This is a genomic window from Nocardia sp. SSK8 (assembly GCF_037034205.1).
Taxonomy (GTDB): Bacteria; Actinomycetota; Actinomycetes; order Mycobacteriales; family Mycobacteriaceae; genus Nocardia.
In genome coordinates, this window is sequence record NZ_JBAGKD010000004.1 from 259,506 (window position 1) to 284,625 (window position 25,120).

Here is a 25,120-nt window from a genome sequence, read left to right on the forward strand (position 1 = left end):
GTCAGTCCTGGGCGGTGTAGTGCGCGCCCAGGGCACGCAGGCGCTCGATGGCGTCGGCGGCGTGCGCCTTGTCGTTGGAGCGGATGGCCAGCATGGGCACGTAGTCGTCGTCGGCCAGCTCGAGCCGGGCCCAGGACTTGCGATCCGGGAAGGACGCGCCGCGCACATAGGCCCACGGGTACTCGTGATCGCCGAGGATATTGCGCACCGACACCCCGCGCGCGCCCGCGCGCACCCGCGGCCGGGTGAGCAGCAGCACCGCACCGGCACCGAGCACGCCGATCAGGATCATCGCGACCTGGTCGGCGACCCGGAAGTTCACGCCGGTCGAGCCGGTGCGCAGCAGCAGGCCACCGGCGGTGAAGGCCACCACGATGACGATCGCGACGACCACGGCGGTCCGGACGGCCCGGCGGGGCCGCACCTCGAACTCCCAGTCCGGCCCGGGTTCCGGTGCGCCCGCACCCCGGCGCCAGGTCCGCACCACCGGCACGGTCACGCCGATCGCAGCGCGCGCAGGGTCAGCGCGGCGTCCAGGGCGGCGGCGCAGGCCTGCTCGCCCTTGTCCTCCGAAGACCCCGGCAGCCCGGCCCGGTCGCGCGCCTGCTGCTCGTCGTTGGTGGTGAGCACGCCATTGGTGACCGGGGTGGCCGCGTCGAGCGACACCCGGGTCAGACCGGCGGTCACCGCGTCACAGACATACTCGAAATGCGGTGTGCCGCCACGGATCACGACACCGAGCGCGACGACGGCGTCGTGCGTGCGGGCCAGCTCCTGGGCCACCACCGGCAGCTCCATGGCCCCGGCGCAGCGCACCACGGTCACCTGCTCGACGCCCGCCTCCTTCGCCACCCGCTCGGCGTTGGCGACCAGGGTGTCGCAGATCTCGGTGTGCCAGCGCGAGGCGACAATGCCGAGTTTGACGTCTTTGGCCTGCGCCAGCGCGAAGGACGGGACACCGGTGCCGCTCATCGTTGCTGCCTTTCGGAGAAGTCGGGAGAGATCACTGCGCGGTTTCGCCGAGATCGAGATCGTCCAGCCCGACCAGGTCGTGGCCCATCCGGTCCCGCTTGGTGCGCAGGTAGTGCAGGTTCTCGGCATTGGCCCGCAGCGGCATCGGCACCCGCTCGGTGATCCGCAGCCCGTAGCCGTCCAGGCCGACGCGCTTGGCCGGGTTGTTGGTGAGCAGGCGCATCGACCGGATGCCCAGGTCCACCAGGATCTGCGCGCCGGTGCCGTAGTCGCGGGCGTCGGCGGGCAGGCCGAGATCGAGATTGGCGTCGACGGTGTCGCGGCCGGTGTCCTGCAGCTGGTAGGCCTGCAGCTTGTGCATCAGGCCGATGCCACGGCCCTCATGACCGCGCATGTACAGCACCACACCCCGGCCCTCCCGGTCCACCATCTCCAGCGCGGCGTCGAGCTGCGGGCCGCAGTCGCAGCGCAGCGAGCCGAACACGTCGCCGGTCAGGCACTCGGAGTGCACGCGGACCAGCACGTCCTCGCCGTCGCCGATGTCCCCGCGCACCAGCGCGACGTGCTCGGCCTCCTCGAAGACGCTCTGGTAGCCGACGGCCTTGAAGTCGCCGTGCGCGGTGGGGATGCGCGCCTCGGCCACCCGGGTGACGTGCTTCTCGTGCTTGCGGCGCCAGGCGATCATGTCGGCGATCGAGATCATCGCCAGGTCGTGCTCGTCGGCGAAGACGCGCAGCTCGTCGGTGCGGGCCATGTGCCCGTCGTCCTTCTGGCTGACGATCTCGCAGATCACGCCCGCGGGCCGCAGCCCGGCCATCCTGGCCAGGTCCACGGCCGCCTCGGTGTGCCCGGGCCTGCGCAGCACGCCGCCGTCCTTGGCGCGCAGCGGCACCACGTGGCCGGGGCGGGTGAACTCGTCGGCCTTGGCCTCGGCGCTGGCCAGCAGGCGCATGGTGACGGCGCGGTCGGCGCCGGAGATGCCGGTGGTGATGCCCTCGCGCGCGTCCACCGAGACGGTGTAGGCGGTGCCGTGCTTGTCCTGGTTCATCGCGTACGCGGGCGGCAGGCCGAGACGGTCGCAGTCGTCGCCGGTGAGCGGCACACAGATGTAGCCCGAGGTGTAGCGGATCATGAACGCGACCAGCTCCGGGGTGGCCTTCTCGGCCGCGAAGATGAGATCGCCTTCGTTTTCCCGGTCCTCGTCGTCGACGACGACAACAGCCTTGCCGGCCGCGATATCGGCGACCGCGCGCTCGATGCTGTCCAACCTGGTCACGTCTGCGTACTCCGTATTCTTGGCGGCCGGGGCCGCGGGTTTCTCGGCCCTGGGGGCCTCGATTCTTCCCTCCCGGCGGGCACTCCTTCGTCGCACCCGCTGGTCAGTCCAGAATCGAGGCGGCCGAGAAACTCCCGGGGGATGGTATCGACTTCTACAGTACGACTCCGGGTCCTCGGTTCCGAGGACCGGTTGCCGTCTGTTGGGTCACCCTCGCTGGGCGAGCCGTTCGACGTACTTCGCGATCACGTCGACCTCGAGATTCACGGTGGTGCCGACCGGGGCGGTGCCCAGCACGGTCAGCGCGAGGGTGGTCGGGATGAGCGAGACCTCGAACCAGTCACGGTTGCCGTCGGCGGCGGGCTCGTCGGCGCGGCCGAGGCCGGAGACGGTGAGGGAGACACCGTCGACGGTGATCGAGCCCTTCTCCACCACATAGCGGGCGATGGCGTCGGGCAGCGAGATCCGCACGACCTCCCAGTTCTCCGACGGGGTGCGCGAGAGCACGGTGCCGGTGCCGTCGACGTGGCCCTGCACGAGGTGGCCGCCGAGGCGGCTGTTCAGGGCGGCGGCGCGCTCGAGGTTGACCCGGGAGCCCGCGGTCAGCGCGCCGATGCTCGACCGGTTCAGCGTCTCGGCCATCACGTCGACGGTGAAGCTGTCGCCGTCGATCACGTCGACCACGGTGAGGCAGACGCCGTTGACGGCGATCGAATCGCCGTGTCCGGCATCGGAAGTCACCAGCTTGCCGCGGATCGTCAAGCGGGCGGCGTCGGCCAGCTGCTCGGTGGCCACGATCTCGCCCAGCTCTTCGACGATGCCTGTGAACATGCCTGACTCCCTGTGTCGCGTGGTTCGTACCCATCGGGCCCAACAGCAGCCGGGCGACCGCTATTCCCGGCGGTACCCGTGCGTCGCACAGCCTAGTGGCGGGGCGGGTGAGACCCGGCAGCGGTCCGGGCCGAATCCGACCGCGCGCACGTCACGGTCACCGGAAGCGAACGCGGACGCATCGAATCGGCGGCGAAAGCATCACGACACGACTGAATACCGCCGTTAATGGATTCGGCGGTATTTGTTGTCTCCAGTTTTCCGCGAACCGGTCCGGAAATTCATCCGGCGACTCTATTCTGGAAATACCCATCGATCATCATCCGGAAACACGGTGATTCGAATGCTTGCGCCCATAGAGGCATTGAAGCAATATTGTTATGTCACCGACCCCGGCTGTTCAACTTGCGTGTCTCCGCTGGTCGGCGGCATGTTCACCCCAGGGACAGATCACCACTTCAGGAAGTCGGACAACACTGTGGGTCACACCAGTTCCGAAAACAGCGGGGGTGCCGCGTGAGCACGACCATCGATTCCACGCTGGAAACCCGGTGCGTCCGATACCGGCGCGAACTCCACCTTCCGGCGACCATCGATCCCGATTCCCGGCGCATTCTGCTGGCCATCGGCGCGCACCACGGCGCGGTCACCATGCCCGGCGAGCTGGGCGAGCGGGTGCAGGCCCGGCTGCACGCCGCGGGCATCGCCGGACCGGTCGTCGCGCACCCGCGAGCCCGCCGCTGGACCTTCCTGACCGGACCGTGCCACCCCGAGGACCTGGACCCCACCGAATCAGCCGAGCTGTTCCGGCTCTACGCCACCGTCGCCTGCCACGGCAGCCGGATCGTGCTGCCCTCCCCCGACGACGAACGCACCGGCTACCGCACCTGGGTCCGTATACCCGAGGCCGAGGACCGGCGACCGCCGCTGGACGCGGTGATCGAGGCCGCGCGGGCCCTGGGCACGCCCAGAACCCGCACGCCGTAAGCGAATTCGCGGGCCGCTACAGCCAGGCCGCCGTCGCCATGCTGCGCAGGGTCTGCACGGCGGCACCGGGGTCGGCGGTGTTGTAGACGGCCGACCCGGCGACGAAGCAGTCGATCCCGGCCGCGGCGGCCTGCTCGATGGTGTCGGTGTTGATGCCGCCGTCGATCTCCACGACCAACCGCAGTTCGCCCGCGTCGACGAGGTTGCGCACGACGCGGGCCTTGTCGAGCACGCTGGCGATGAACGACTGGCCGCCGAAGCCGGGCTCCACGCTCATCACCAGCAGGGTGTCGAACTCGCGCAGGATCTCCAGGTAGGGCTCGATCGGGGTGTTCGGCTTCACCGAGAGCCCGGCCTTGGCGCCCGCGGCCCGGATGTCGCGGGCCACCGCGATCGGGTCATCGGTGGCTTCGGCGTGGAAGGTGACGTTGTAGGCGCCCGCCTCGGCGTAGCCCGGGGCCCAGCGGCCCGGGTCGTCGATCATCAGGTGGCAGTCGAACGGGATGTCGGTGGCCTTCAGCAGGCTCTGCACGACCGGCAGCCCGAGTGTGAGGTTCGGCACGAAATGGCCGTCCATCACGTCGACATGGAGCCAGTCGGACCCCTCGACGGCGGCGGCCTCGGCGGCCAGGTTCGCGAAGTCCGCGGACAGGATCGACGGGGCGATCATCGGCTGGGCGGGACGGGAGAACGTCGGTGTGGACACAGCGGGCAAGTGTAGCGACCAAATGGTGATTGCCCTGTGGGGATGTGGGTAGCCTGCATAGGGTGACCAATATTTCGGCGGAACATGGGCTTTACAGCGCCCCGGTGGAGATTCGCGTAGCAGCATCGCTGACCCAGCTGCCGATCCTGCGCGGGCTGGCCGAAACCCTGGTCCTACTCAGTGATTTCACCCTCGACGAGGTCGCCGACGTGCGCCTGGCCGTGGACGAGGTGTGCTCGACCCTGATCGCGATCGCCGCCCCCGATTCCCACCTGACCTGCGAATTCGTCGTGGGTGATAGCGAATTGCGCGTGCGCGTCGACGGGATCGCGGCCACCGAGGGCATGCCCGATCAGCGCAGTTTCGGCTGGCACGTGCTGCGCACGCTCAGCGACGAAGTGACCGCCGAGCAGCAGGGATACGACCTCGCACTGGGCGGGTTCCCGACGTCTGTCCGATTCCGTCGGGTGCGGGGGAAGGCGTAGTGCACGGCGAGGACAACACCGAAGACCAGCCCGACCAGCAAACACCCGACAACCCCGCCACCGAGGCGAACAGCCCCGAGGCGAACACCGGCGCGGACGCGGCCGAGACCACCGACGAGGAGCAGGCCGAGGAGCCGGTGTCGGGGTACGACGACGTCAGCGGGCTGTTCGAGCGGCTGGCCGCGACCGAGCCGGGCAGCGCCGCGCACGCGATCGCGCGGGACGCACTGATCAACCGGTGCATTCCGCTGGCCGACCATATCGCCCGCAAGTTCAGCGGGCGCGGGGAGCCTTTCGACGATCTGTCCCAGGTGGCGCGGGTCGGCCTGGTGCACGCGGTCGACCGGTTCGACCTGAGCCGTGGCTCGAACTTCCTGTCCTTCGCGGTGCCCACGATCATGGGTGAGGTCCGCCGGTACTTCCGCGACAACACCTGGGCGATGCGAGTCCCGCGGCGGGTCAAGGAGACTCATCTGCGGATCGGCTCGGCGGTGGATCAGCTCTCGCAGCGGCTCGGGCGCGCGCCCACGGCCAAGGAGATCGCGGCCGAGCTCGAGGTGGATCCCGACGAGGTCACCCAGGCGGTCATCGCGGGCAACGCGTATCAGCCCACCTCGATCGACGCGGCCTCGGTCGGCCGGGACAACGACGCCTCACTGCTGGACACCCTCGGCGAGGAGGAATCCCAGTTCGATCGGGTCGAGGAGTACATCGCGGTGCGGCCGCTGCTGGCCGGGTTACCCGAACGCGAACGCCGCATCCTGACCATGCGGTTCTTCGAATCGATGACCCAGACCCAGATCGCCGCGCAGCTGGGGATCTCGCAGATGCACGTCTCCCGGATCCTCGCGAAAACCCTGGCCCGCCTGCGGGAACTGTCCGAGCGGGACTGACGCCGCCGGGACAACGACGTCCCTACGCGCGCGTCCGTGCGCGCCGCAGCCGCGCGGGTGCGCGCAGCCACCAGGCACCGTCGATGAGCTCACCGACCTGCTCGGGATCGGCCACGGTGAGGTCGATCAGGATCCACGGATGTCCGTCGTAGTGCGCGGTGGTGTAGAACGCCGGGTCGCCGGAGGCCAGCAGGGCTTCCTTCTCCGCCGGTTCACACAGCAGCGCCAGGCCACCCTCGGCCTCGACCCGTAACCGGGCGAACCCCTTGCCCGCGACCTTCAGCCCGGGCGTGCGCCACCAGGTGCCTTCTTCGACCTCGGGCAGGGCGGTCGCCGCCGCCACCACGTCTTCCCATGTCATCGCCATACCCCGATTCTGCGCCGGTGGCCGAACCGGGGCTTGGACGAATGTCACCTCTCGCTAACCGGCGGGTTTGCGCAGGGCCGCGAGGAACATGGCGTCGGTGCCGTGGCGGTGCGGCCAGAGCTGGGCCGAGGGGCCGTCGCCGAGGTCGGTGACGCCGGGCAGGTACTCGCGGGTGTCGAGTTGTTCGGCGCCGGAGCGACGGGCGAAATCGCCGACGACGCCGACGGTTTCGGCCAGGTGCGGAGAGCAGGTCGAGTAGACCACGACCCCGCCGGGGCGCAGCAGGTCCCAGGCGGCGGCGAGGAGTTCGCGCTGCAGGGTGACCAGATCCGGCACGTCGGCGGGGGTGCGCCGCCAGCGGGCCTCCGGGCGGCGGCGCAGGGCGCCGAGGCCGGTGCAGGGGGCGTCCACCAGGATGCGGTCGTAGCCGGGGGTCAGGCCGCTGTCGCGCCCGTCGGCGACGTGCACGGTGACCGGCAGGCCCCGGGTGGAGGTCCGTACCAGGTCGGCGCGGTGTTCAGCCGGTTCGACGGCGTCGACGGTGAACAGGTCGATGGCCGCCAGGGCACCCAGCAGGGCCGCCTTGCCGCCGGGACCGGCGCACAGATCGAGCCAGCGGCCCTGGTCGGGGCCGGTCAGCGGGGCGCGGGTGAGGGCGAGGGCGACCAGCTGGCTGCCTTCGTCCTGCACGGCGGCGATGCCCTCGCGCACCGGTTCCAGCAGCCCGGGGTCGCCGCCGTCGAGGTAGACCGCGTACGGCGACCAGCGGCCCTCGTCACCGCCGGTGACCAGGGACAGTTCCTCGGCGGTGATCTCGCCGGGCCGCGCCACCAGGTGCACCACCGGGCGTTCGTCGTCGGCGGCGAGCAGGTCGCCGAGTTCACCCGCCTGCGCTCCGAGCGCGTCGGCGAAGGACTGGGCGATCCAGGCCGGATGCGCGTATTCGAAGGCGAGTTTGCCGACCGGGTCGGCGGGCGCCAGTTCGGCCACCCACTCCTCGGCCGTGCGCTCCCCCGCCCGGCGCAGCACCGCGTTCACGAAACCCGCACGCCCCTGGCCGAATTCGGCCCGCGCCAGATCCACGGAGGTGTCGACGGCCGCGTGCGCGCCGGTCCGGGTGCGCAGCAGCTGATAGACGCCGAGGCGCAGGATATCCAGGATCGGCCCGTCGACCTCGCCGACCGGCCTGCCCGCGCACGCGGCGATCACGGCATCGAGCTGCCCCTGCGACCGGCACGCCCCGTAGGTGAGCTCGGTCGCGAACGCGGCGTCGCGCCCGCTGATCTTGCGCTCCCGCAACAACTTCGGCAGCACGAGGTTCGCGTAGGCGTCACGCTCCCGCACCGCCCGCAACACGTCGAGCGCCACCTCCCGCGCCGGATCGCCGCTCTCGCGCCGCTTGCGCGGACTGGGCACACTCGGATCGTCCCGCTCACCGCGCCGCCGATCCCCTTGCCCGACCGTCTTGCCCCCGCGGACCTCGTCGGCCCGGCGTCCCCCACCGGACCTGGTGCCACCACGAGTGTCCCCGGCCCGGCCGTCGTCACGGGCACGGCCACCCCCGGACCTGCTGTCGCCGCGAGTGCCACCGCCGGACCCGCCGTCGCCGCGAGCACCACCGGAACGTGGCACACGATCGTCGCGGCGTTGCGTTCCACTGCCGAACCGGTCGTCGGCCGAGCGGCTGGCGCCGGAACGCCCTGCGGTGCCACTTCCACGATGATCGGCGCCCTGGCGGCGGTCGTCGTCGCGGCGGCGATCACCGCCCGATCGGCGGTCGTCCGACCAGCGTCGCTGGGATGCCCCGCGGTCGGCGTCGTCGCGGGGCGGGCGCGACCACGGGGTGGAGCGGTCGTCATTGCGGGAGGTGCCGGGGTTTCGGTTGTCGCGGCCCTTGGCGGCGCGGGCGGCCCAGCCGCCGTCGACGTTCTTGCCGGTGACCTTGCGGTCGTCGCGGGGGGCCGCGCCGCTGCGCTGGTCGGCTTCGCGGCGGCGGCGGCGATCGGAGGCGCTCATCCGATCACCGTGCCCTCGGCGAGGCGGGCGCCACGGGCCCAGTCGAGCGCGTTCATCATCTTCTTGCCGGGGGGCTGGACCTGGCCCAGGCGCACCGCCGTGGTCGACGTGCCGACGAAGACGCCGGATTTGCGGACCTCGATCACCCGCTCGGGCAAGGTTTCCTCCACCAGTTCCACCGGGCCGAGTTTCAGGCGCAGCCCGTTCACCTCGGTCCAGGCTCCGGGCGCCGGGGTGACGGCGCGGATGCGGCGGTGCAGGGCAAGGGCCGGTTCGTCGAAGCCGATCCGGCCCGCCTCCACGGTCACCTTGGGCGCGTAGGACACCCCCTCGGTGGACTGCGGAATCGCTTGCAGTGTCCCGTCTTCCACGCCGTCGAGGGTCTTCTCCAGCAGCACCGCACCCGCCTCGGCGAGCCGGGCCAGCAGTTCACCCGCGGTGTCGGTGTGGCCGACCCGCTCGGTCATCACGCCGTACACCGGGCCGGTGTCCAGGCCCGCTTCGATGAGGAAGGTGGACGCGCCGGTCATCTCGTCACCGGCGGCGATGGCCGCCTGTACCGGCGCGGCGCCGCGCCAGGCGGGCAGCAGCGAGAAGTGCAGGTTGATCCAGCCGTGGGCGGGGATGTCGAGCACCTGCTGGGGCAGCAGCGCGCCGTAGGCGACGACCGGGCAGCAGTCCGGGGCCAGTTCGGTGAGCGCGGCGACGAATTCGGGCTCGCTGGGCTTGCGCGGGGTGAGCACGGGGATGCCGTGTTCGTCGGCGAGCTGACCCACCGGCGAGCGCATGATCTTGCGGCCCCGCCCGGCGACCGCGTCGGGGCGGGTGACCACGGCGACCACCTCGTGGCGTGGGCTCTCGATGAGCGCGCGCAGGGACGGCACGGCCGGTTCGGGCGTTCCGGCGAAGACGACGCGCATCAGCGGCCACCGCCGACACCGCTGGACTCGCGCACGGTGACCCCGGCGCGGAACCAGTCGGATTCGCGGATGGTGCGCATCGCGGCCTTGCGGTCCTCGGGCGCGAGCTTGTTGACGAACAGCACGCCGTCGAGGTGATCGGTCTCGTGCTGCACGCAGCGCGCGAGCAGCGCCTCGGCCTCGAATTCCACCGGCGCACCGGCGCTGTCGACGCCGGTGACCCGCACCCGCTGGGCGCGGCGCACGTCGTAGCGCACGCCCGGAATGGACAGGCAGCCCTCGGGACCGACCTGTTCCTCATCGCCGATCGCCGACCATTCCGGATTCACCACGTGTCCCGCGGCGTCGCCGGTGTCGTAGACGAACACCCGCAGCCCGACCCCGATCTGCGGCGCGGCCATGCCGACCCCGCCGTCGTCGTGCATGGTCTCGGTGAGGTCGGCGATGAGCTGGGTGAGCTCCGCGCCGAACTCGGTGACCGCGTCGGCACGCGAGCGCAGAATCGGATCGCCGAAGAGGCGAACGGGCTGAATGGTCACGGCGGCTCCCGGCTGGACGATGTGCGGTCGTCCCATTCTACGGAGCGCCGTCACGCGTTCCCGACCGCCGGGTCCGGCGCGGTTCTCAGGAGTTCCCGGCGATGATGACCTGCGGAATCCCGGTGCCCAGCGGCACCGCCGCGCACACCGGTTCCGGGCCGCGGACCGGATCGAGCACCCGCTGGAGCAGCTGCTGCACGAACGGGTCGTAGACCATGTGGAAGTGCCCGGTCAGGTCGTCGGCGCAGAGGTCCTGCAGGACGAGGTTCTGCGCGCCGGGGCCGTGCAGGGCGATGTTGTCGAAGGGCTGGATCATCTCGTCGACCCGGCTGCCGACGGTGACGTAGCGGACCCCGGGCACCGTGTCGCCCCCGGCGTTGAGTTCCACCATCAGCGGTTCACCCTGGGCCTGCTGGACCGCCGCGGTGGAGGTGACCTTCGCGTACACGTCCATCATGCCGGGCACGGCCTGCCCGACCGGGACCAGCCCGTACATCACGCCGCCGTAGCTGGGCGAGGCCAGCCCGACCCAGGTGCCGACCTTGGGGGCGCCGCCGAGCTTGTTGATGTAGAACCGGCTCACGGTCGCGCCCTGGGAGAAGCCGACCAGGTCCACCTGCGCGGCGCCGGTCGCGGCGAGGACGTCGTCGACGAAGGCCGCGAGCTGGGCGAAGCTGATCCGCATGTCCTCGGTGCCGTAGGTGCCCGCGCCGGGTGCCCCGCCGTAGTTCAGCGCGAAGACGCAGTAGCCTGCCGCCACGAGTTGCGGTCCGATCCCCGCCCAGTCGGAGTACGCGCTGGAATCGGTACCGTGGACGAGCACGATCGGCCGGGGGTGTTCGGCGCCGGGAACACAGCCGAAGTCGTTGACGCCCACCGGAACCGCGTTCGGATGGGTGTCGAGATAACGTGCGGCGGCCAGGTGGTCCGACTGCGGTGGACCCGGCTCACTCGGCACGACCGCGGGCCGGTAGCCCGCGGGTTCACCGGCGGCGATCGGCGCGAACGCGACACCGATCGCCGCCGTACAGGCCAGTGCCGCGACCGACACCGCTCTGCGCGTTTGTGATGCTCCCCAACCCCACATACCTCGCGGCTGTTCCATATCTCAAAGATTTACTCCTCCGAGCCGGAAACCGCACGTCGACCAGGGGGTTCACGACGCCCTCACTTCTCGGGGGTTGCGTCGTCACCGGGAGTGACATCGTCCTCGGCGAGGATGCGGTACAGGGCCCGGCGGGTCTCGGTGAGCACCTCGGCCGCCTTGGCCGCCTGCTCGGGCGTGCCGACCTGGGCGACCTGCCCGACCGCGCCCATCACCTGACCGACCAGGCCACGCAGGTCCAGCGCCTGGGCGCCGATGTCCTCCTTGACCTCGGCCCACGGGTCGCCGAGTTCGGCGCGCTCCGCCTCGACGTAGGCCTTGCCCGCCTCGGTGAGCTGCGCGGTCTTACGACCGGCGACCTTCTCGATGAGCACCAGCCCCTCGTCCTCGAGCTGGGCCAGGGCCGGGTAGATGGACCCCGGGCTCGGACGCCAGAGGTCGTCGCTGCGCTCGCGGATCCGCTGGATCAGCTCGTAGCCGTGCATGGGCCGGTCTTCGAGCAGCAGCAGGACCGCGGCGCGCACGTCGCCGCGCCTGCCGCGACCGCCACGGCCGCGGCCGCGACCGAAGCCGGGTCCGAAACCCGGGCCGAACCCGGGACCGAAGCCCGGTCCGAACTCCGGACCGTGACCGTGCCGTCCACCGCGGCGGAACTCCCGCCGGTCGGGACCGAATTCCGGGTGGCCGGGTCCACGACCGCGGCCGAAACGGGCGAATTCTCGCTGTTCTGGGTGACGCATGATTGCCTCCTCAGGCTTCGTCGTTGCTCTTGACAATATCGACGATATATCGGCAATGCATCGAGCGCAAGGGGTCGCCCCGGATTCCCGACGAATTCGGGACTACTCTCCCGCCAGGTCGGCGATCCACCGTTCGAGCCGGGCACCCTCGCGCACCATCAGCTCGGGATCGCGAAAAGTATTGGTGAGCACGGAGATTCCCTGGTAGGCGGCGACAAAGGCGATGGCGAGGTCGTCGGCGTCGGGGCGGTCCAGTTCCGCGAACTGGGTGTGAGCCCAGTCGACCAGCACTCCCATGACCCGGGCCGGTTCACCCCGGAATCCGTCATCGCGCTTGTCCAGCTCGACCGCCAGGGAACCGAACGGGCAGCCGAAGCGGGCGGCCATCTCGCGCTGGTCGACCCAGCCGCGGACCATCGTCCGCAGCCGTTCGGCCGGGCCGGACAACGGCGCCAAGGTGGCCAGCGTGTCCGCCAGCACCCGCTCATGCCCCGCGATGACCGCCTCGACGAACTGATCCTTGGTCTTGAAGTAGTAGTAGACATTGCCGACGGGAACGTCGGCTTCCCGCGCGATGTCGGCGATGGTCGTCTTCTCGACGCCCTGCTCGTAGAACACCCGCATCGCCGCGTCGATCAGCCGCTCCCGCTTCCCGATCTTGCCCTCGACCTGCGTTTTCGAGTTAGTCATACAGCTAACTATAGACAAAAGTGGGACCTGTGCGATACAGTCGGCATCGCAATTTAGTCAGCCAACTAACTAAGGACACATGATGATCGTTGTCACCGGCGCGACCGGCAATATCGGCACCTCGCTCGTCGGCCTGCTGGCCGCCTCCGGCACCCCGGTCCGGGCGGTCTCGCGTGGTTCGCGACCCGCCCACCTCCCCGCCAACGTCGAGCACGTGGCGGCGGATCTGGGCGATCTGGACAGCCTCGCTCCCGCGTTCCGCGACGCCGACGCGCTGTTCCTGCTGATCACCGGCGAGCAGTTGATCACCGGGCCGGAACCGGCCGATCTGCTGAAAGCCGCGGCGGCGGCGGGCGTTCGGCGGGTGGTGTTCGTATCCTCGCAGGGTGCGGTCACCCGGCCCAGCTCGGACGGGTACGCCAGGACGATCGCCTTCGAGCGCGCGCTGGCCGAGTCCGACCTCGCCTGGACCGTGCTGCGCCCCAGCGGGTTCTTCTCCAACACCTTCGCCTGGATCGAACCGGTGCGTGCGCAGCGGATGGTCGCCGCACCGTTCGGCGAGATCGGGCTGCCCGCCGTCGACCCGGCCGATATCGCCGCGGTCGCGGCGGCGGCCCTGACCGAGGACGGGCACAGTGGCCGCGCCTACACGCTGACCGGCCCCGCCCCGATCACCCCGCGCGCACAGGCCGCCGCACTCGCTGCGGCCGTCGGCACGCCGATCACGTTCGTGGACCTCACTCCCGAGCAGGCCATGGCGAATATGGTGCGATTCATGCCCGAATCCGTCGCCGAGCACACCCTCGCGATCCTGGGCACCCCGACCGCCGAGGAACTGCAGGTCAGCGGTGATATCGAGACGGTACTGGGGCGTCCGGCCACCCCCTACGAGGAATGGGCACTGCGCCATCGCGCGCTGTTCGGCTGAGCGTGTGGCGTGCCCGCACCGCAGCCGGGGCGGGGTGGCCCGCTACTCGGCCCCGGCGGCGACGCGGTCGCCCGGTGCCGTGACACGGATCTGGCGGGCGTCGTTGGCGACGGCGGGTTCGTCGGCGATCAGCCGATGTCGACCGGGTCGATCTGCACGCGGAGGGGCGCGTCGGAGCGGTGGGAACTCCGCACGGCCTGGGCCGCGGTGAGGGCGCGGGCCAGGGGGGCACCCGCGGTCCGGCCAACGCGCAGCAGCATGCGCTCGACCTCGGCCGGGCTGTCGCCGCCGGAGAAGGGTTTGCGGGCCGTGGGTGGCAGGGGCACCGGGCCCAGGACTTCGGTGCCGTCGGGAAGGACCGCGGCGTCGAGCAATTCGGCGATGGAGGCGGTGGTGCCGTCGATGGCGGCGAGGCGGACGGCGGGCGGGAAGCCGACTTCGGCGCGGGCTTCCAGTTCGGCGGCGGCGTGGTGGACCGGGTCCCAGCGCACCAGGGCCTGGACGGTGGGCAGCCCGGGGTCGGCCATGACGATGACCTGGCCGCGCGGGCGGACCAGGGCGGCGGCGCCCATCCAGCGGCGCAGGGTGTCCTCGGTGGCGCGCAGATCGGCGCGGCCGAGCAGGGCCCAGCCGTCGAGTAGCAGCGCGACGCCGTAGCCGCCCGGTACCAGGGGTTCGGCGCCGACCGTGGCGACGACCACCTGGGCGCCCGGTTCGACGGTGTCGAGGACTTCCCCACCGCCGGAACCGCGGATCGGGACGCCGGGGAAGGCGCGGCCGAGTTCCTCGGCGGTGCGGGCCGCGCCGATCACCATGGCGCGCAGGGCTCGCGCCCCGCAGGCCTGGCAGCGGAAGGCGGCCTCGGTGATGCCGCACCACTTGCATTGCGGGCTCGCCGCCTCGCCCGTGCCCGCGTGGGGCAGGGACAGGGGGCCGTTGCAGTGCCTGCAGCGCGCGGGGGTTCGGCATTTCGCGCAGGCCAGCGACGGGACGTAGCCGCGCCGTGGCACCTGGACGAGCACGGCGGCGTTCTCCTTGAGTGCCGCGCGCGCGGCGGCGAACGCGACGCCCGGCATGCGGACGGATCGCGCCAGCGCGTCCCGTTCCAGCGCGAAATCGGTGTCGCCGGGGGCGCTGATCCGGGGCATCACTTCGCGCAGCATCGGCCGTTCGGCGATCAGATCACGGGCCCACCCGGATTCGACGACCGCCTGGATCTCCGCCGTCCGGGCGAATCCGGCCGCGACGAAGGCGGCGCCGGTCTCGTGGGCGCGCAGCATAGCGACTTCGCGGGCGTGCGGATACGGCGAGCGCGGTTCGGCATAGGTGTCGTCGCCGTCGTCCCACAGCGCGATCAGACCGAGGTCCTTCGCCGGGGCGAACACCGCCGCCCGCGTCCCGACCACGATCCGCGCCTGCCCGCGCAGCACCGCCAGCCACCGCCGGTACCGGGCCGCCGGACCCAGCCCCGCCGACAACCCGACCGCCGAATCCCCCACCAGCCGAACACATTCCGCCAGCAGCCGATCCAGATCCCGCTGATCCGGCACCATCAGCACCGCGCTGCGCCCGGCCGCCACCACGGTCGCCGCCAGCTCCGCCAGCCGCGCCGCCCAGTCCTCCCCCGGCAGCGCCTGCCACGCCGCCCGCGGCCCTCGCCCCTCGGCCAGCGCCGCGACGAAAGCGCCACCGTGCAGGTACCGCCCCCAGGCGGTGGTGTCGACCGTCGGCTGCTCGTCGCTGCCCGGAACCATACCGGTGCCCGAAACAGTCCCGGGCGCAGTGGAGTTCACGTCGTCCAACGACGAGGACGCACGCTGCGTGCGGACCGGGTCGACCCTTGCGGAGGCGGGATCTCCCACCGGTGATGGACCCACCCCACCGGGACCGGCGGATGCCCGCTCGCTGGGTGCGGCCATCATCCGATCACCTGGCGTGACCGTGTCCCGATCGCTGGGCGCGGTTGTCACCCGATCGCCCGCCGAGTCGACCGGCGGATCGGGCGAGACTGCTTCGAGGCTGAACGATTCCGGTGTCGCGGCGGCGGGACCGGCATCGGATCGGGTGGTGACGGTGAAGGAATCGGCACCCGGCGGTGGCGTCACGTGATGTTCGGCCGACTTCTTCGGGGCCGCCTTCTTTTTCGCCCCACCGTTTTCGGTACTCGCGTGCCGGGGTGGGATCGCCAGGCGGAGGACATCGGCGCGGGTGCCCGCGTAGCGGGCGGCGACCGTGGTGGCCAGGCGGAGGACGTCGGGGGTGAGGACTCGTTCGGCGGAGACGACGCGTTCGAGGGGCATCATCTTGCCGGTGTGGTCGGTGCGTGGGAGACGGGCCAGGAGGTAGCCGTCGACCAGCCGACCGGCGAAGCGGACGCGGACGCGGACGCCGGGCTGGGCGATCTCGTCGAGGTCCGGGGGGACCAGGTAGTCGAAATCGCGGTCCAGGTGTGCGGGCGACAGCAGCGGGAGCACCCGGGCGATCGGGTGTCCCGCTGCTGTCGTCGGCTCGTCCGCTGTCACGCGGGCGGTGGATACTACAGGCCGACGGCCGCGCGCAGCTTGTCGGCGCGGTCCGTGTGCTCCCAGGGCAGGTCGACATCGGTGCGGCCGAAGTGACCGTAGGCCGCGGTCGGCGCGTAGATCGGGCGCAGCAGGTCCAGATCGCGGATGATCGCGCCCGGACGCAGGTCGAAGACCTCGGAGATCGCGGCGGAGATGCGGGTCGGGTCGACCTTCTCGGTGCCGAAGGTCTCGACGAACAGGCCGACCGGTGCCGCCTTGCCGATGGCGTAGGCGACCTGGACCTCGACGCGCTCCGCCAGCTCGGCGGCCACCACGTTCTTGGCGACCCAGCGCATGGCGTAGGCGGCCGAGCGGTCCACCTTCGACGGGTCCTTGCCGGAGAACGCGCCACCACCGTGGCGGGCCATGCCGCCGTAGGTGTCGACGATGATCTTGCGGCCGGTCAGGCCCGCGTCACCCATCGGGCCACCGAGGACGAACTTGCCGGTGGGGTTCACCAGCAGACGGATGTCGGAGGTGTCCAGGGTGGGCAGGTCCAGATCGCCGATGACGGCGTCGACGACCTTCTCGCGGATATCGGGGGCCAGCAGGTTGTCCAGGTCGATATCGGCCGCGTGCTGGGTGGAGATGACGACCGTGTCGAGACGGACCGGGCGGTCACCGTCATATTCGATGGTGACCTGGGTCTTGCCGTCGGGACGCAGGTAGGGCAGCACGCCGGACTTGCGGACCTCGGTGAGCTTGCGCGAGAGCCGGTGCGCCAGCGCGATCGGCAGCGGCATCAGCTCGGGGGTGTCGGTGGTGGCGTAGCCGAACATCAGGCCCTGGTCACCGGCGCCCTGACGCTCGATGGCGTCGTCGGAACCGCCGACGCGCGCCTCGTGCGAGGTGTCGACACCCTGCGCGATATCGGGCGACTGGGCACCGATCGCGATGTTGACACCGCAGGAGTTGCCGTCGAAACCCTTTGCGGAGGAGTCGTATCCGATCTCGAGGACCTTCTCGCGGACGATCCGCGGGATGTCGGCGTAGGCGGAGGTGGTGACCTCGCCCGCCACGTGGACCTGACCGGTCGTGACCAGGGTTTCCACCGCGACGCGGCTGCCCGGGTCCTCGGTGAGCAACGCGTCGAGGATGGAATCGCTGATCGCGTCACAGATCTTGTCCGGATGGCCCTCGGTCACGGACTCACTGGTGAATAGCCGACTGCCTGTCGTACGCACAGTTATTCCCTCTCCCTCAACGGGTTACTTCGTTCTCTTCAAGACTATTCCAAACCACCGACGCGGTGGCGAGTTCATACCAAGCCACGCCGCGATCACCTACCCCGGCGGTACACTGCGCGATCCTTGTTGGCGCGCAACGGTTTTCGTGTGAAATCGGTGGATATGCCCGGTCAGCGCAACAGCGGGACGAGCGCGTCGAGCACCCGGCTGGCCAGCAGCGCCTTCGATCCGTGATCGAGGGCCTGTTCGGTGCCGTCGGCGCCGAGCAGCCAGCCGTCGTTGGTGTCGACCTCGAACGCCTTGCCCTCGCCGACCGCGTTGACCACGAGCAGATCGCAGCCCTTGCGGGCCAGCTTGGCGCGCGCGTGGGTGAGCACGTCACCGTTGTCGTCGCCGGTCTCGGCGGCGAAACCGACGATCGCGGTCCCGGCCAGCTTGCCCTCGGTGCGCGCGTCGACCAGTCCGGCGAGGATGTCCTCGTTCTTGGTCAGCGGGATCACGTCGGGTTCGTCGGCGCCCTTCTTGATCTTGGCGGCGGCGACGTGGGTGGGCCGGAAATCGGCGACGGCGGCGGCCATGATGACCGCGTCGGCGCCGAGCGCGTGCTTGTCGACCGCGATCTTGAGCTGGTCGGCGGTGGTGATGTGGACCAGGTCGACCGCCGCGGGCGGCGCGAGCTCGATGGTGTTGCCCGCGATCAGCGTCACCTGGGCGCCGCGCTGGGCGGCCACCCGGGCCAGGGCGTAGCCCTGCTTACCGGAGCTGCGGTTGCCGAGGAAGCGCACCGGGTCGAGGGGTTCCCTCGTGCCCCCGGCGGTGATCACCACCCGGCGGCCGGTCAGGTCGCGGGGCAGCGCGTCGGCGCGTTCGAGCAGCAGCGACGCCAGTCCGAAGATCTCCTCCGGCTCCGGCAGCCGTCCGGGGCCCGTATCGGTGCCGGTGAGGCGGCCCGACGCGGGTTCCATGACATTGGCGCCGTGCGCGCGCAGGGTCGCGACATTGGCCACCGTCGCCGGATGCTCCCACATCTCGGTGTGCATCGCGGGCGCGAACAGCACCGGACATCGGGCCGTCAGCAGGGTGGCGGTGAGCAGATCGTCGGCGCGGCCCTGGGCGGCGCGGGCCATCAGATCGGCGGTGGCGGGGGCGATGACGACGAGGTCGGCCTCTTGGCCGATCCGGACATGCGGCACCTCGGGCACGTCGGCGAACACGCCGGTGTGCACCGGCTGGCCGGACAGTGCCTCGAAGGTCGCCTTACCGACGAACTGCAGGGCCGACTCGGTGGGGATGACCCGCACCTGATGGCCGGTCTCGGTGAACCGGCGAACGAGGGCACACGCCTTGTAGGCGGCGATGCCCCCGCCGACCCCGACGACGATCCGCATGGTCTCTACGCCTCCGGAAAAGAGATTGTCACTCGCCCTCGGTGTGCTCGAGCAGGTCGGAGTGGATTTCGCGCATGGCGACCGACAGCGGCTTCTCCTGCAGGCCGGGCTCGACCAGCGGGCCGACGTACTCGAGGATGCCGTCGCCGAGCTGGTTGTAGTAGTCGTTGATCTGGCGCGCGCGCTTGGCCGCGTAGATCACCAGGGCGTACTTGGACGAGGTGCGCTCGAGCAGTTCGTCGATCGGCGGGTTGGTGAGGCCGATCGGGGTGTCGTACGCGGGCGCTGCGGTGATGTCCGTGCTCACTAGGGGAGGCTCCTGGGTGGTTAGTGGGTCAAGAACTCGAATTTGTGCTAACGAATAACGATACCAACTGCTCGCAGGCCGTCGTCACCTCGGCGTTCACGATCACCGTGTCGAACTCGTCACAGGCCGCCAATTCGACCCGGGCGGTCTCGAGCCTGCGCTCGATCACCTCGGGGGTCTCGGTGCCGCGCGAACGCAGCCGCGCGACCAGTTCGTCCCAGCTCGGCGGGGCGAGGAACACCAGCAGCGCCTCGGGCATCGCCCGCCGCACCGACCGCGCGCCCTCCAGATCGACCTCGAGCAGGACGTGATGTCCGGCCGCCAGTGCTTCCCGCACCGGGGCCGCGGGGGTGCCCGAACGCTGCAACCCCCCATGGATGTCTGCCCATTCGAGCAGTTCGTCCGCCTCGATCATGGCGTCGAACTCGGCCCGGGACACGAAGCGGTAATCGCGGCCGTCGACTTCCCCGGGCCGGGGGGCCCGGGTCGTCGCGGACACACTGAAGACCAGTTCGGGCAGGCGTTCCCGCACGCACCGCACGACCGTGGATTTACCCACGGCCGAGGGGCCGACCAGTACAACCAGCCGACCCTTCCGCGTGTGTTCGACCACCTGGATCAGGAGTCGAAGTCGAAGCGAGCCAGCAGCGCCTTGCGCTGACGGTCGCCCAGGCCGCGGAGACGCCGGGTGGGGGCGATCTCCAGCTCGGTCATGATCTCGGCAGCCTTGACCTTGCCCACCTTCGGCAGAGCCTCGAGCAGCGCCGACACCTTCATCTTGCCGAGAATCTCGTCGGACTCGGCGTCGGTGAGGACCTGCTTCAGGTTGGTGCCGCCTCGCTTCAAGCGCTCCTTGAGCTCTGCCCGAGCGCGGCGAGCGGCAGCCGCCTTCTCCAGAGCAGCGGCGCGCTGCTCGTCAGTCAGCTGGGGAAGGGCCACGGGTTCCTCCGTCTCATCGTTCATTGCTAGATCTACCGCCGGTTACCCGGACGGTCTGTGCGACCGTACCCACGGCGCGCGCCGATTGCGAACCCGACCCCCAGGTCAGGGCAGGAATACGGATGCCGTATGGCACGCGCGGACCAGATGCGGTGACACCGGATTCCGCTGCCCCGATCCTACCGACCGAACGGTAAAACAAGCTCCCACCTGCGGTGATACCGAATTGGGCGATGTTAGCCACCGGGTAGCGACTGCAGCCGTCGGCACCCGGGCAAACTCGGTACCGCGCGACCAGGGGGTTTCCCGAAAATCCCCGCGTGTCGCGCGATTTCGTACCGCGTGTCGTCACGATCGGGAACGAAAGCGGTCCAGAACCGCACCCGAGGCGGTGACGGTGACCTCGTCGATCCAGGCCGGGATCGGGGCGGCCCTGGCGATGTAGTCGCGCACCAGGCCGTTCGGTCTGGGGCTGGCGATGATCGAATTGGAACGCGCCCGCGGGTTCGTGCCGGGGCCGGTCCTGGTCGTGCTCGCCGTGACCGTCGTCTTCGGTCTCGTCTTCGAACCGGTGTCCGGCTTCGTCACGCTGCTGGTTCCACTCGGCTTCGGCGCGCTCAGTTGGTGGCGAGCGCGGAATCGGCAGGCGACGGCGGCCTGAGCGGCCTCACACACCCGCCTGCAGGTGCTGCAGGATCGCGAGCACACGGCGGTTGTGTGCCTCGCCGACCGGCAGGTCCAGCTTGGTGAAGATGGCGTTGATGTGCTTCTCGACGGCACTGCGGGTGACGAACAGCTGGGCACAGATGGCGGCGTTGCTCAGTCCCTGCGCCATGAGTTCGAGCACTTGACGTTCACGCTCGGTCAGCCGGTGCAGTGGAGAATCGGCGCGATTGCGCAGCAGGAGTTGGCGCACCACCTCCGGGTCGAAGGCCGTGCCGCCGGTGCCGACGCGCTCGACCGCGTCGAGAAAGGCACCGATCGCGGCGACCCGGTCCTTGAGCAGGTAGCCGATCCCGCCGGTGCCGGTCAGGAATTCCGCCGCGTGCCTGCGCTCGACGTACTGCGACAGCACCAGCACGGCGATGCCGGGCTGTTCGCGGCGGATCTCGAGCGCGGCCCTGATCCCCTCGTCGACATGGTCGGGCGGCATCCGGACATCGGCGATGACGAGGTCGGGCGGCCGCACCCGGACCGCGGCGAGCAGTTCGGTCGCGGTACCGACGGAATCGACGATCTCGTGCCCCTCGGCGGTGAGCAGCTGGGCCAGGCTCTCGCGCAGCAGCGCCGAGTCCTCGGCCAGGGTTATCCGCACGGGACCTCCACGGTGATGATCGTCGGACCGCCCGGCGGGCTGTCCACCGCCATCGTGCCGTCCAGCGCGGTGACGCGGGTGGCGATGCCGGTCAGCCCGTGTCCGGCCGGGTCGGCGCCGCCACGGCCATCGTCGGTGACGCGCAGCCGCACAAGTGGTCCATCGCGAGCGACGTCGACCGCGATCGCGGTGGCGCCGGAGTGCTTGATGGCGTTGGTGATCGCCTCGCTGGCGGTGAAGTAGCAGGCCGATTCGACTGGACGGGGTGCGCGGTCGTCGAGGGCGCAGTCGAGGCGGGTGGGGACCGGGGTTCTGTCAGCGAGTGCTTCGAGCGCGGCGTGCAGGCCGTCGCGGGCGAGCATGGCCGGATAGATGCGCCAGGACACCTCGCGCAGTTCGTCGAGGATGTGCCCGGTCTCGGTGATCGCGCGGCGATGCAGGTCGGCGCGGCGGTCCGGGTCGGCTTCGCGCTCGACCCGGCCGAGCAGGATCGACAGGGCGACCACCCGCTGCTGAACACCGTCGTGCAGGTCGCGTTCGATGCGGCGGCGTTCGTCGTCGATCACCTCGACCACCTCCGCGCGCGTGGTGGTGAGCTGGGCGACCCGCTGCGCCAGTTCCTCCGGTCCCGGTCGCGTGCTCCGCCGGAGGCACCAGGCGTCGGCGCGCACCACCCCGAGCAAGCCGTGGACGGCCAGGAAGCACAGCACCGCGCCCGGCAGCGCCAGGGCCACGACGGTCCCCCAGCTGACCTGCCCCGGTTCGGTCGCGTCGACGATCGGCACCGCCGCGCCGGTCGCCGCGCCGTAGACCAGGGCCACCGCCACCACGACACCGAGCCCGGACAGGGCCAGGACCAGCGCCGCGAGCACCCCGACGAGCGCGCGGGCCGCCAGATAGCCCGCCGCGCGCGGACCGTGCGGCGCGCCGGTGTCGCGCACGCCGAGCAGCCCGGTGAGCCGCCGCCGTTCGAGATCGGCGATCCGGTCGGTCAGTCCGATCGCGAACGGGGCGAGCAGGACACCGAGCAAGTCCAGCGGCACGGCGAGCACACCGAGCAGGTAGCCGACGACGGCCCGCAGCGCGGTTCGGCGCGGCGACGGTCTGGAGCTCATCATCCGATTGTCGCCCGTCGCTCACCGCGCAGCTGACGCAGTCGCAGCACGAGCCACACCGTGAGCCCGGCCAGCACGCCGACGATGACCAGTTTCTGCAGCACCCCTGCGTAGTCCTCGACGCGGTGCCAGTTCTCGCCGAGGATGTAGCCGGCGAGTACGAACACTGTGTTCCAGAGCAGGCTGCCCGCAGTGGTGAGCAGCGTGAATCGGCCCAGTGGCATGCGTTCGACACCGGCCGGGATGGAGATGAGGCTGCGGAAGATCGGGATCATCCGGCCGAAGAACACGGCTTTGTCACCGTGACGGGCGAACCAGGCCTCGGTGCGATCCAGGTCGGACAGGCGAACCAGCGGCAGCCGGTCGACGATGCGGCGCAGCCGGTCCCGGCCGAGCGCGACGCCGACGCCGTAGAGCGCCAGCGCGCCGACGACCGAGCCGAGGGTGGTCCACAGCAGCACCTCGGCCAGGCTGAACCGGCCGCGGCTCGCGGTGAATCCGGCCAGCGGGAGGATCACCTCGCTGGGCAGTGGCGGAAAGAGGTTCTCCAGTGCGATGGCGATGCCCGCGCCGAGGCCGCCGAGTCGTTCCATCAGCTCGACCGCCCACCCCGCGATGCCGGTGAGTTCGGTCGAATTCCCTGTCGTATCCATGGTTTCGACGCTAGGAATCCGGGCGCCGGGGATCCGTAGCGTCAGCCACCCGGTCGGTGCCGGGTCACCGCAGTGTCGGGGTGGGGTTTTCCGCACCCCGGTCGCGGGGCGTGCATCCTCGCGGGCGGTGGGAGGGGTGCCTAGCGTCGAAACGCATGCGACAGAAGATGTTTCGGTTCACCGTGGTGGTCACGGGGACCGTGCTGGTTGCCGTCCTGGTGGCCGCCACCGTCCTCGTGACGGCACGATGGCGGGTGGTGGAGGGTGTGGTCGAGGCCTCCGCGCGATGGGCGGACGCCGACGTCGTGCTGCGGATCTCCGATGGGGAGCAGCACCGCGACTGGTACCACGGCGCCGGTGCGGCCGAGCAGACGTCCGAGCCGGGCCCGCTGAGCCGGTTCCGGATCGGCAGTGTCACCAAGACCTTCGTCGCCACGGTGGTGCTGCAGTTGGTGGACGAGGGCAGGATCACCCTCGACGCCCCCATCGCGGCACAGTTACCCGACGCGATCCCCGGCGGCGATCGGATGACGGTGCGGCAGCTGATGAACCACACCAGCGGGCTCTACGACTACATGAAGGAACCCGGCCTCTCGACGAACCGGTGGCGCGGCGCCGACCGGTTCCGCCACCACGAGCCCCGCGATCTGCTCGCCGCCGCGGTGAGTCACGCACCGTACTTCGCACCGGGCGAGCGCTTCCGCTACTCGAACACCAACTACATCGTGCTCGGCCTGCTGATCGAGCACGTGACCGGGCAGCGATACGGCGACGAGATCCGCGAGAGAATCCTCACCCCACTCCGGCTGACCGCGACGTCGGTTCCCGGCGACGATCCACAGGTCCCGGCGCCCGCACTCACCGCGCACCGCGACATCGACGGCATGGGCCGGGTGGAGGTCACCGAGATGAACCCCTCGCTGGACTGGGCGGCGGGCGAGATGATCTCCACGATCACCGATCTCGACGCCTTCTTCGCCGCGCTCCTGGGTGGGCGGCTGACCAGCCCATCGTCCCTGGAACAGATGCGGCAGGCGGTGCCGATGGGAATGGGATTCCATTACGGCCTCGGCCTGCAACGCTTCGATCCGCCGTGCGGCGACGAACTGTGGGGGCACGGCGGTGAGCTCCTCGGCTACGTGACCTCCGCGTTCCGGTCCACCGACGGTCGTTCGCTGACGATGGTCGTCGGTTCGGCGGCCTCGTCGGATGCGCTCACCCTGTTCGCCACAGCGACCGCGACCTTTTGTCTCGCCTGAAAGGTGCCGACAGCCCTGGCTCGCCGAGCACCGGCGCGGCGAACAACGAGGCCGGGGAAGCGTCTCGCTCCCCCGGCCTCGTCTCGGTGTCAGTTCTGCAGGAAGGCGAATTCCTCCTGCAGCTGAGCCATCTTGTCGCACAGCGCCGTCACCGACGGGCCGACGCCGAGGAGCTCGCGTGACACCGCGGGAATGGCGGCCGCGTAGTTGGCCTCGGTGACCAGGGCGCGAATGGAATCCGCTCCCCCGCCCTGCGCGCCGACGCCCGGCATCAGGATCGGGCCGTTGAGGGTCGACAGGTCCGGCGCCTCGGTGAGGGTGGCGCCGATGACGACACCGACCGAGCCGAAGCCGGGTCCGGCATTGCGGGCCGCGGCCTCGTCGACCATCGTCTGCGCGATGGTGCGACCGTCCGGCGCGGTGATCCGTTGCAGTTGCGCCCCTTCGGGATTCGAGGTCGCCGAGAGGACGAACACGCCACGGTGGTTGGCCTGGGCCAGGCTCAGCGCCGGGTCCAGCGATCCGAACCCGAGGTAGGGCGAGACCGTCACCGCGTCCGAACCCAACGGCCCGTTGCCGAGCCAGGCCTGCGCGTAGGCGTCCATGGTGGACCCGATGTCGCCACGCTTGGCGTCGGCCAGCACCAGGGTGCCCGAGGCACGCAGCACCGAGATGGTGCGTTCCAGGACCGCGATGCCGCCGGAACCGTAGGGCTCGAAGAAGGCGACCTGCGGCTTGACCAGGGCGACGCGCCCGTCGAAGGCTTCGACGCAGATCTCGGCGAAGGTCTCCAGTCCGTCGACGTCCTCGGTCAGGCCCCAGGCCCGCAGCAGGCCGGGATGGGGATCGATGCCGACACACACCGGACCGAACTGCCGCATGGCCTGCTGCAATCGGCTGCCGAATGTCGTCATCGATCCCGCTCCTTCGTTGTCCTG

General features: G+C 70.5%; 28 protein-coding genes. 6 read left to right on the plus strand and 22 right to left on the minus strand.

Going from position 1 to position 25,120, the window contains the following annotated elements:
- Position 1: 1 nt before the first annotated feature.
- From WA675_RS10380 to WA675_RS10395, 4 genes are all read right to left on the minus strand, one after another.
- Positions 2-493: a PH domain-containing protein gene (locus WA675_RS10380; RefSeq protein ID WP_336084184.1), complete on the minus strand. Its 492-nt coding sequence runs from the start codon at positions 491-493 to the stop codon at positions 2-4.
- Positions 494-495: 2 nt separating this feature from the next.
- The gene (gene ribH, locus WA675_RS10385; RefSeq protein ID WP_278264265.1) at positions 496-972 is read right to left on the minus strand and encodes a 6,7-dimethyl-8-ribityllumazine synthase; all 477 of its coding nucleotides are present in this window, start codon (positions 970-972) and stop codon (positions 496-498) included.
- 31 nt (positions 973-1,003) lie between these two features.
- Positions 1,004-2,248, minus strand: coding sequence for a bifunctional 3,4-dihydroxy-2-butanone-4-phosphate synthase/GTP cyclohydrolase II (locus WA675_RS10390; protein ID WP_336083983.1), 1,245 nt, complete (start codon positions 2,246-2,248; stop codon positions 1,004-1,006).
- A gap of 207 nt (positions 2,249-2,455) precedes the next feature.
- Positions 2,456-3,079 (minus strand): riboflavin synthase, encoded by a 624-nt coding sequence (locus tag WA675_RS10395; protein ID WP_336083985.1) that lies wholly within the window; start codon positions 3,077-3,079, stop codon positions 2,456-2,458.
- Positions 3,080-3,595: 516 nt separating this feature from the next.
- Here WA675_RS10395 and WA675_RS10400 point away from each other — a divergent pair.
- Positions 3,596-4,066, plus strand: coding sequence for a hypothetical protein (locus tag WA675_RS10400; RefSeq protein WP_336083986.1), 471 nt, complete (start codon positions 3,596-3,598; stop codon positions 4,064-4,066).
- A gap of 16 nt (positions 4,067-4,082) precedes the next feature.
- Here WA675_RS10400 and rpe read toward each other — a convergent pair whose 3' ends face one another.
- A complete protein-coding gene (gene rpe / locus WA675_RS10405; protein WP_336084185.1) occupies positions 4,083-4,736 on the minus strand; it encodes a ribulose-phosphate 3-epimerase in 654 nt (217 codons plus the stop codon).
- A 140-nt stretch (positions 4,737-4,876) separates the two neighbouring features.
- Between rpe and WA675_RS10410 the strand changes: the two genes are divergently transcribed.
- Both WA675_RS10410 and WA675_RS10415 read left to right on the plus strand, forming a co-directional pair.
- A complete protein-coding gene (locus WA675_RS10410) occupies positions 4,877-5,257 on the plus strand; it encodes an ATP-binding protein (RefSeq protein WP_336083987.1) in 381 nt (126 codons plus the stop codon).
- The gene (locus WA675_RS10415; RefSeq protein WP_336083989.1) at positions 5,257-6,150 is read left to right on the plus strand and encodes an RNA polymerase sigma factor SigF; all 894 of its coding nucleotides are present in this window, start codon (positions 5,257-5,259) and stop codon (positions 6,148-6,150) included. The genes WA675_RS10410 and WA675_RS10415 overlap by 1 nt, the downstream gene beginning before the upstream one ends.
- A gap of 22 nt (positions 6,151-6,172) precedes the next feature.
- Here WA675_RS10415 and WA675_RS10420 read toward each other — a convergent pair whose 3' ends face one another.
- The 7 genes from WA675_RS10420 to WA675_RS10450 form a co-directional block, all read right to left on the minus strand.
- Positions 6,173-6,517: an MmcQ/YjbR family DNA-binding protein gene (locus tag WA675_RS10420; RefSeq protein WP_336083991.1), complete on the minus strand. Its 345-nt coding sequence runs from the start codon at positions 6,515-6,517 to the stop codon at positions 6,173-6,175.
- Positions 6,518-6,571: 54 nt separating this feature from the next.
- A complete protein-coding gene (locus tag WA675_RS10425) occupies positions 6,572-7,933 on the minus strand; it encodes an RsmB/NOP family class I SAM-dependent RNA methyltransferase (protein ID WP_336084186.1) in 1,362 nt (453 codons plus the stop codon).
- A 596-nt stretch (positions 7,934-8,529) separates the two neighbouring features.
- A complete protein-coding gene (gene fmt, locus WA675_RS10430) occupies positions 8,530-9,453 on the minus strand; it encodes a methionyl-tRNA formyltransferase (protein ID WP_336083993.1) in 924 nt (307 codons plus the stop codon).
- Positions 9,453-9,992, minus strand: coding sequence for a peptide deformylase (gene def / locus WA675_RS10435; protein WP_336083995.1), 540 nt, complete (start codon positions 9,990-9,992; stop codon positions 9,453-9,455). The genes fmt and def overlap by 1 nt, the downstream gene beginning before the upstream one ends.
- An 85-nt stretch (positions 9,993-10,077) precedes the next feature.
- Entirely contained in the window at positions 10,078-11,043 is a 966-nt protein-coding gene (locus tag WA675_RS10440) for an esterase/lipase family protein (protein ID WP_336083997.1), read from the minus strand.
- Between the two features lie 116 nt (positions 11,044-11,159).
- Entirely contained in the window at positions 11,160-11,837 is a 678-nt protein-coding gene (locus WA675_RS10445) for a PadR family transcriptional regulator (RefSeq protein ID WP_336083999.1), read from the minus strand.
- A gap of 102 nt (positions 11,838-11,939) precedes the next feature.
- Positions 11,940-12,527 carry a TetR/AcrR family transcriptional regulator gene (locus WA675_RS10450; RefSeq protein ID WP_336084001.1) on the minus strand — a complete coding sequence of 196 codons (588 nt, stop codon included), beginning with the start codon at positions 12,525-12,527 and terminating at the stop codon, positions 11,940-11,942.
- Positions 12,528-12,609: 82 nt separating this feature from the next.
- Here WA675_RS10450 and WA675_RS10455 point away from each other — a divergent pair, with 82 nt between their 5' ends.
- Entirely contained in the window at positions 12,610-13,455 is an 846-nt protein-coding gene (locus WA675_RS10455; protein WP_336084002.1) for an NAD(P)H-binding protein, read from the plus strand.
- Between the two features lie 128 nt (positions 13,456-13,583).
- On the opposite strand, the gene WA675_RS10460 is transcribed toward WA675_RS10455, so the two are convergent.
- From WA675_RS10460 to mihF, 6 genes are all read right to left on the minus strand, one after another.
- Positions 13,584-15,977 (minus strand): primosomal protein N', encoded by a 2,394-nt coding sequence (locus WA675_RS10460; RefSeq protein WP_442945599.1) that lies wholly within the window; start codon positions 15,975-15,977, stop codon positions 13,584-13,586.
- Between the two features lie 14 nt (positions 15,978-15,991).
- Entirely contained in the window at positions 15,992-17,203 is a 1,212-nt protein-coding gene (gene metK / locus WA675_RS10465; RefSeq protein WP_336084004.1) for a methionine adenosyltransferase, read from the minus strand.
- Positions 17,204-17,376: 173 nt separating this feature from the next.
- Complete coding sequence (coaBC, locus tag WA675_RS10470) at positions 17,377-18,594, minus strand: bifunctional phosphopantothenoylcysteine decarboxylase/phosphopantothenate--cysteine ligase CoaBC (protein ID WP_278264253.1); 1,218 nt, start codon at positions 18,592-18,594, stop codon at positions 17,377-17,379.
- A 28-nt stretch (positions 18,595-18,622) separates the two neighbouring features.
- Positions 18,623-18,901, minus strand: coding sequence for a DNA-directed RNA polymerase subunit omega (gene rpoZ / locus WA675_RS10475; RefSeq protein WP_067493623.1), 279 nt, complete (start codon positions 18,899-18,901; stop codon positions 18,623-18,625).
- A gap of 28 nt (positions 18,902-18,929) precedes the next feature.
- Entirely contained in the window at positions 18,930-19,514 is a 585-nt protein-coding gene (gene gmk, locus WA675_RS10480; RefSeq protein WP_278264252.1) for a guanylate kinase, read from the minus strand.
- A gap of 5 nt (positions 19,515-19,519) precedes the next feature.
- Positions 19,520-19,840 (minus strand): integration host factor, actinobacterial type, encoded by a 321-nt coding sequence (mihF, locus tag WA675_RS10485; RefSeq protein ID WP_030203531.1) that lies wholly within the window; start codon positions 19,838-19,840, stop codon positions 19,520-19,522.
- A gap of 478 nt (positions 19,841-20,318) precedes the next feature.
- On the opposite strand from mihF, the gene WA675_RS10490 reads away from it, so the two are divergent.
- Entirely contained in the window at positions 20,319-20,501 is a 183-nt protein-coding gene (locus WA675_RS10490) for a DUF6463 family protein (protein ID WP_336084007.1), read from the plus strand.
- A 6-nt stretch (positions 20,502-20,507) separates the two neighbouring features.
- Here the strand turns inward: WA675_RS10490 and WA675_RS10495 are convergent, their stop codons facing one another.
- Genes WA675_RS10495 through WA675_RS10505 form a run of 3 tightly spaced genes read right to left on the minus strand, consistent with a single transcriptional unit; the run spans position 20,508 to position 22,923 of the window.
- Positions 20,508-21,155, minus strand: coding sequence for a response regulator transcription factor (locus WA675_RS10495; protein WP_336084008.1), 648 nt, complete (start codon positions 21,153-21,155; stop codon positions 20,508-20,510).
- On the minus strand, positions 21,146-22,270 hold the full coding sequence (locus tag WA675_RS10500) for a sensor histidine kinase (protein WP_336084009.1): 1,125 nt from the start codon (positions 22,268-22,270) through the stop codon (positions 21,146-21,148). The genes WA675_RS10495 and WA675_RS10500 overlap by 10 nt, the downstream gene beginning before the upstream one ends.
- Positions 22,270-22,923 (minus strand): DedA family protein, encoded by a 654-nt coding sequence (locus WA675_RS10505; RefSeq protein ID WP_336084010.1) that lies wholly within the window; start codon positions 22,921-22,923, stop codon positions 22,270-22,272. The genes WA675_RS10500 and WA675_RS10505 overlap by 1 nt, the downstream gene beginning before the upstream one ends.
- A gap of 155 nt (positions 22,924-23,078) precedes the next feature.
- On the opposite strand from WA675_RS10505, the gene WA675_RS10510 reads away from it, so the two are divergent.
- Positions 23,079-24,182 carry a serine hydrolase domain-containing protein gene (locus WA675_RS10510; protein ID WP_336084012.1) on the plus strand — a complete coding sequence of 368 codons (1,104 nt, stop codon included), beginning with the start codon at positions 23,079-23,081 and terminating at the stop codon, positions 24,180-24,182.
- 89 nt (positions 24,183-24,271) lie between these two features.
- Here the strand turns inward: WA675_RS10510 and pyrF are convergent, their stop codons facing one another.
- Positions 24,272-25,096, minus strand: coding sequence for an orotidine-5'-phosphate decarboxylase (gene pyrF / locus WA675_RS10515; RefSeq protein ID WP_336084014.1), 825 nt, complete (start codon positions 25,094-25,096; stop codon positions 24,272-24,274).
- Positions 25,097-25,120: the final 24 nt, after the last annotated feature.

Excerpts from the sequence above, each read along its gene's own strand:
- WA675_RS10395 (WP_336083985.1), bottom strand. The coding sequence starts at position 3,079 with ATGTTCACAGGCATCGTCGAAGAGCTGGGCGAGATCGTGGCCACCGAG.
- WA675_RS10490 (WP_336084007.1), top strand. The coding sequence starts at position 20,319 with ATGATCGAATTGGAACGCGCCCGCGGGTTCGTGCCGGGGCCGGTCCTG.
- fmt (WP_336083993.1), bottom strand. The coding sequence starts at position 9,453 with ATGCGCGTCGTCTTCGCCGGAACGCCCGAACCGGCCGTGCCGTCCCTG.
- WA675_RS10450 (WP_336084001.1), bottom strand. The coding sequence starts at position 12,527 with ATGACTAACTCGAAAACGCAGGTCGAGGGCAAGATCGGGAAGCGGGAG.
- coaBC (WP_278264253.1), bottom strand. The coding sequence starts at position 18,594 with ATGCGGATCGTCGTCGGGGTCGGCGGGGGCATCGCCGCCTACAAGGCG.
- WA675_RS10505 (WP_336084010.1), bottom strand. The coding sequence starts at position 22,923 with ATGGATACGACAGGGAATTCGACCGAACTCACCGGCATCGCGGGGTGG.
- ribH (WP_278264265.1), bottom strand. The coding sequence starts at position 972 with ATGAGCGGCACCGGTGTCCCGTCCTTCGCGCTGGCGCAGGCCAAAGAC.
- rpe (WP_336084185.1), bottom strand. The coding sequence starts at position 4,736 with ATGATCGCCCCGTCGATCCTGTCCGCGGACTTCGCGAACCTGGCCGCC.
- WA675_RS10455 (WP_336084002.1), top strand. The coding sequence starts at position 12,610 with ATGATCGTTGTCACCGGCGCGACCGGCAATATCGGCACCTCGCTCGTC.
- WA675_RS10510 (WP_336084012.1), top strand. The coding sequence starts at position 23,079 with ATGCGACAGAAGATGTTTCGGTTCACCGTGGTGGTCACGGGGACCGTG.
- pyrF (WP_336084014.1), bottom strand. The coding sequence starts at position 25,096 with ATGACGACATTCGGCAGCCGATTGCAGCAGGCCATGCGGCAGTTCGGT.
- WA675_RS10420 (WP_336083991.1), bottom strand. The coding sequence starts at position 6,517 with ATGGCGATGACATGGGAAGACGTGGTGGCGGCGGCGACCGCCCTGCCC.
- WA675_RS10445 (WP_336083999.1), bottom strand. The coding sequence starts at position 11,837 with ATGCGTCACCCAGAACAGCGAGAATTCGCCCGTTTCGGCCGCGGTCGT.
- WA675_RS10500 (WP_336084009.1), bottom strand. The coding sequence starts at position 22,270 with ATGAGCTCCAGACCGTCGCCGCGCCGAACCGCGCTGCGGGCCGTCGTC.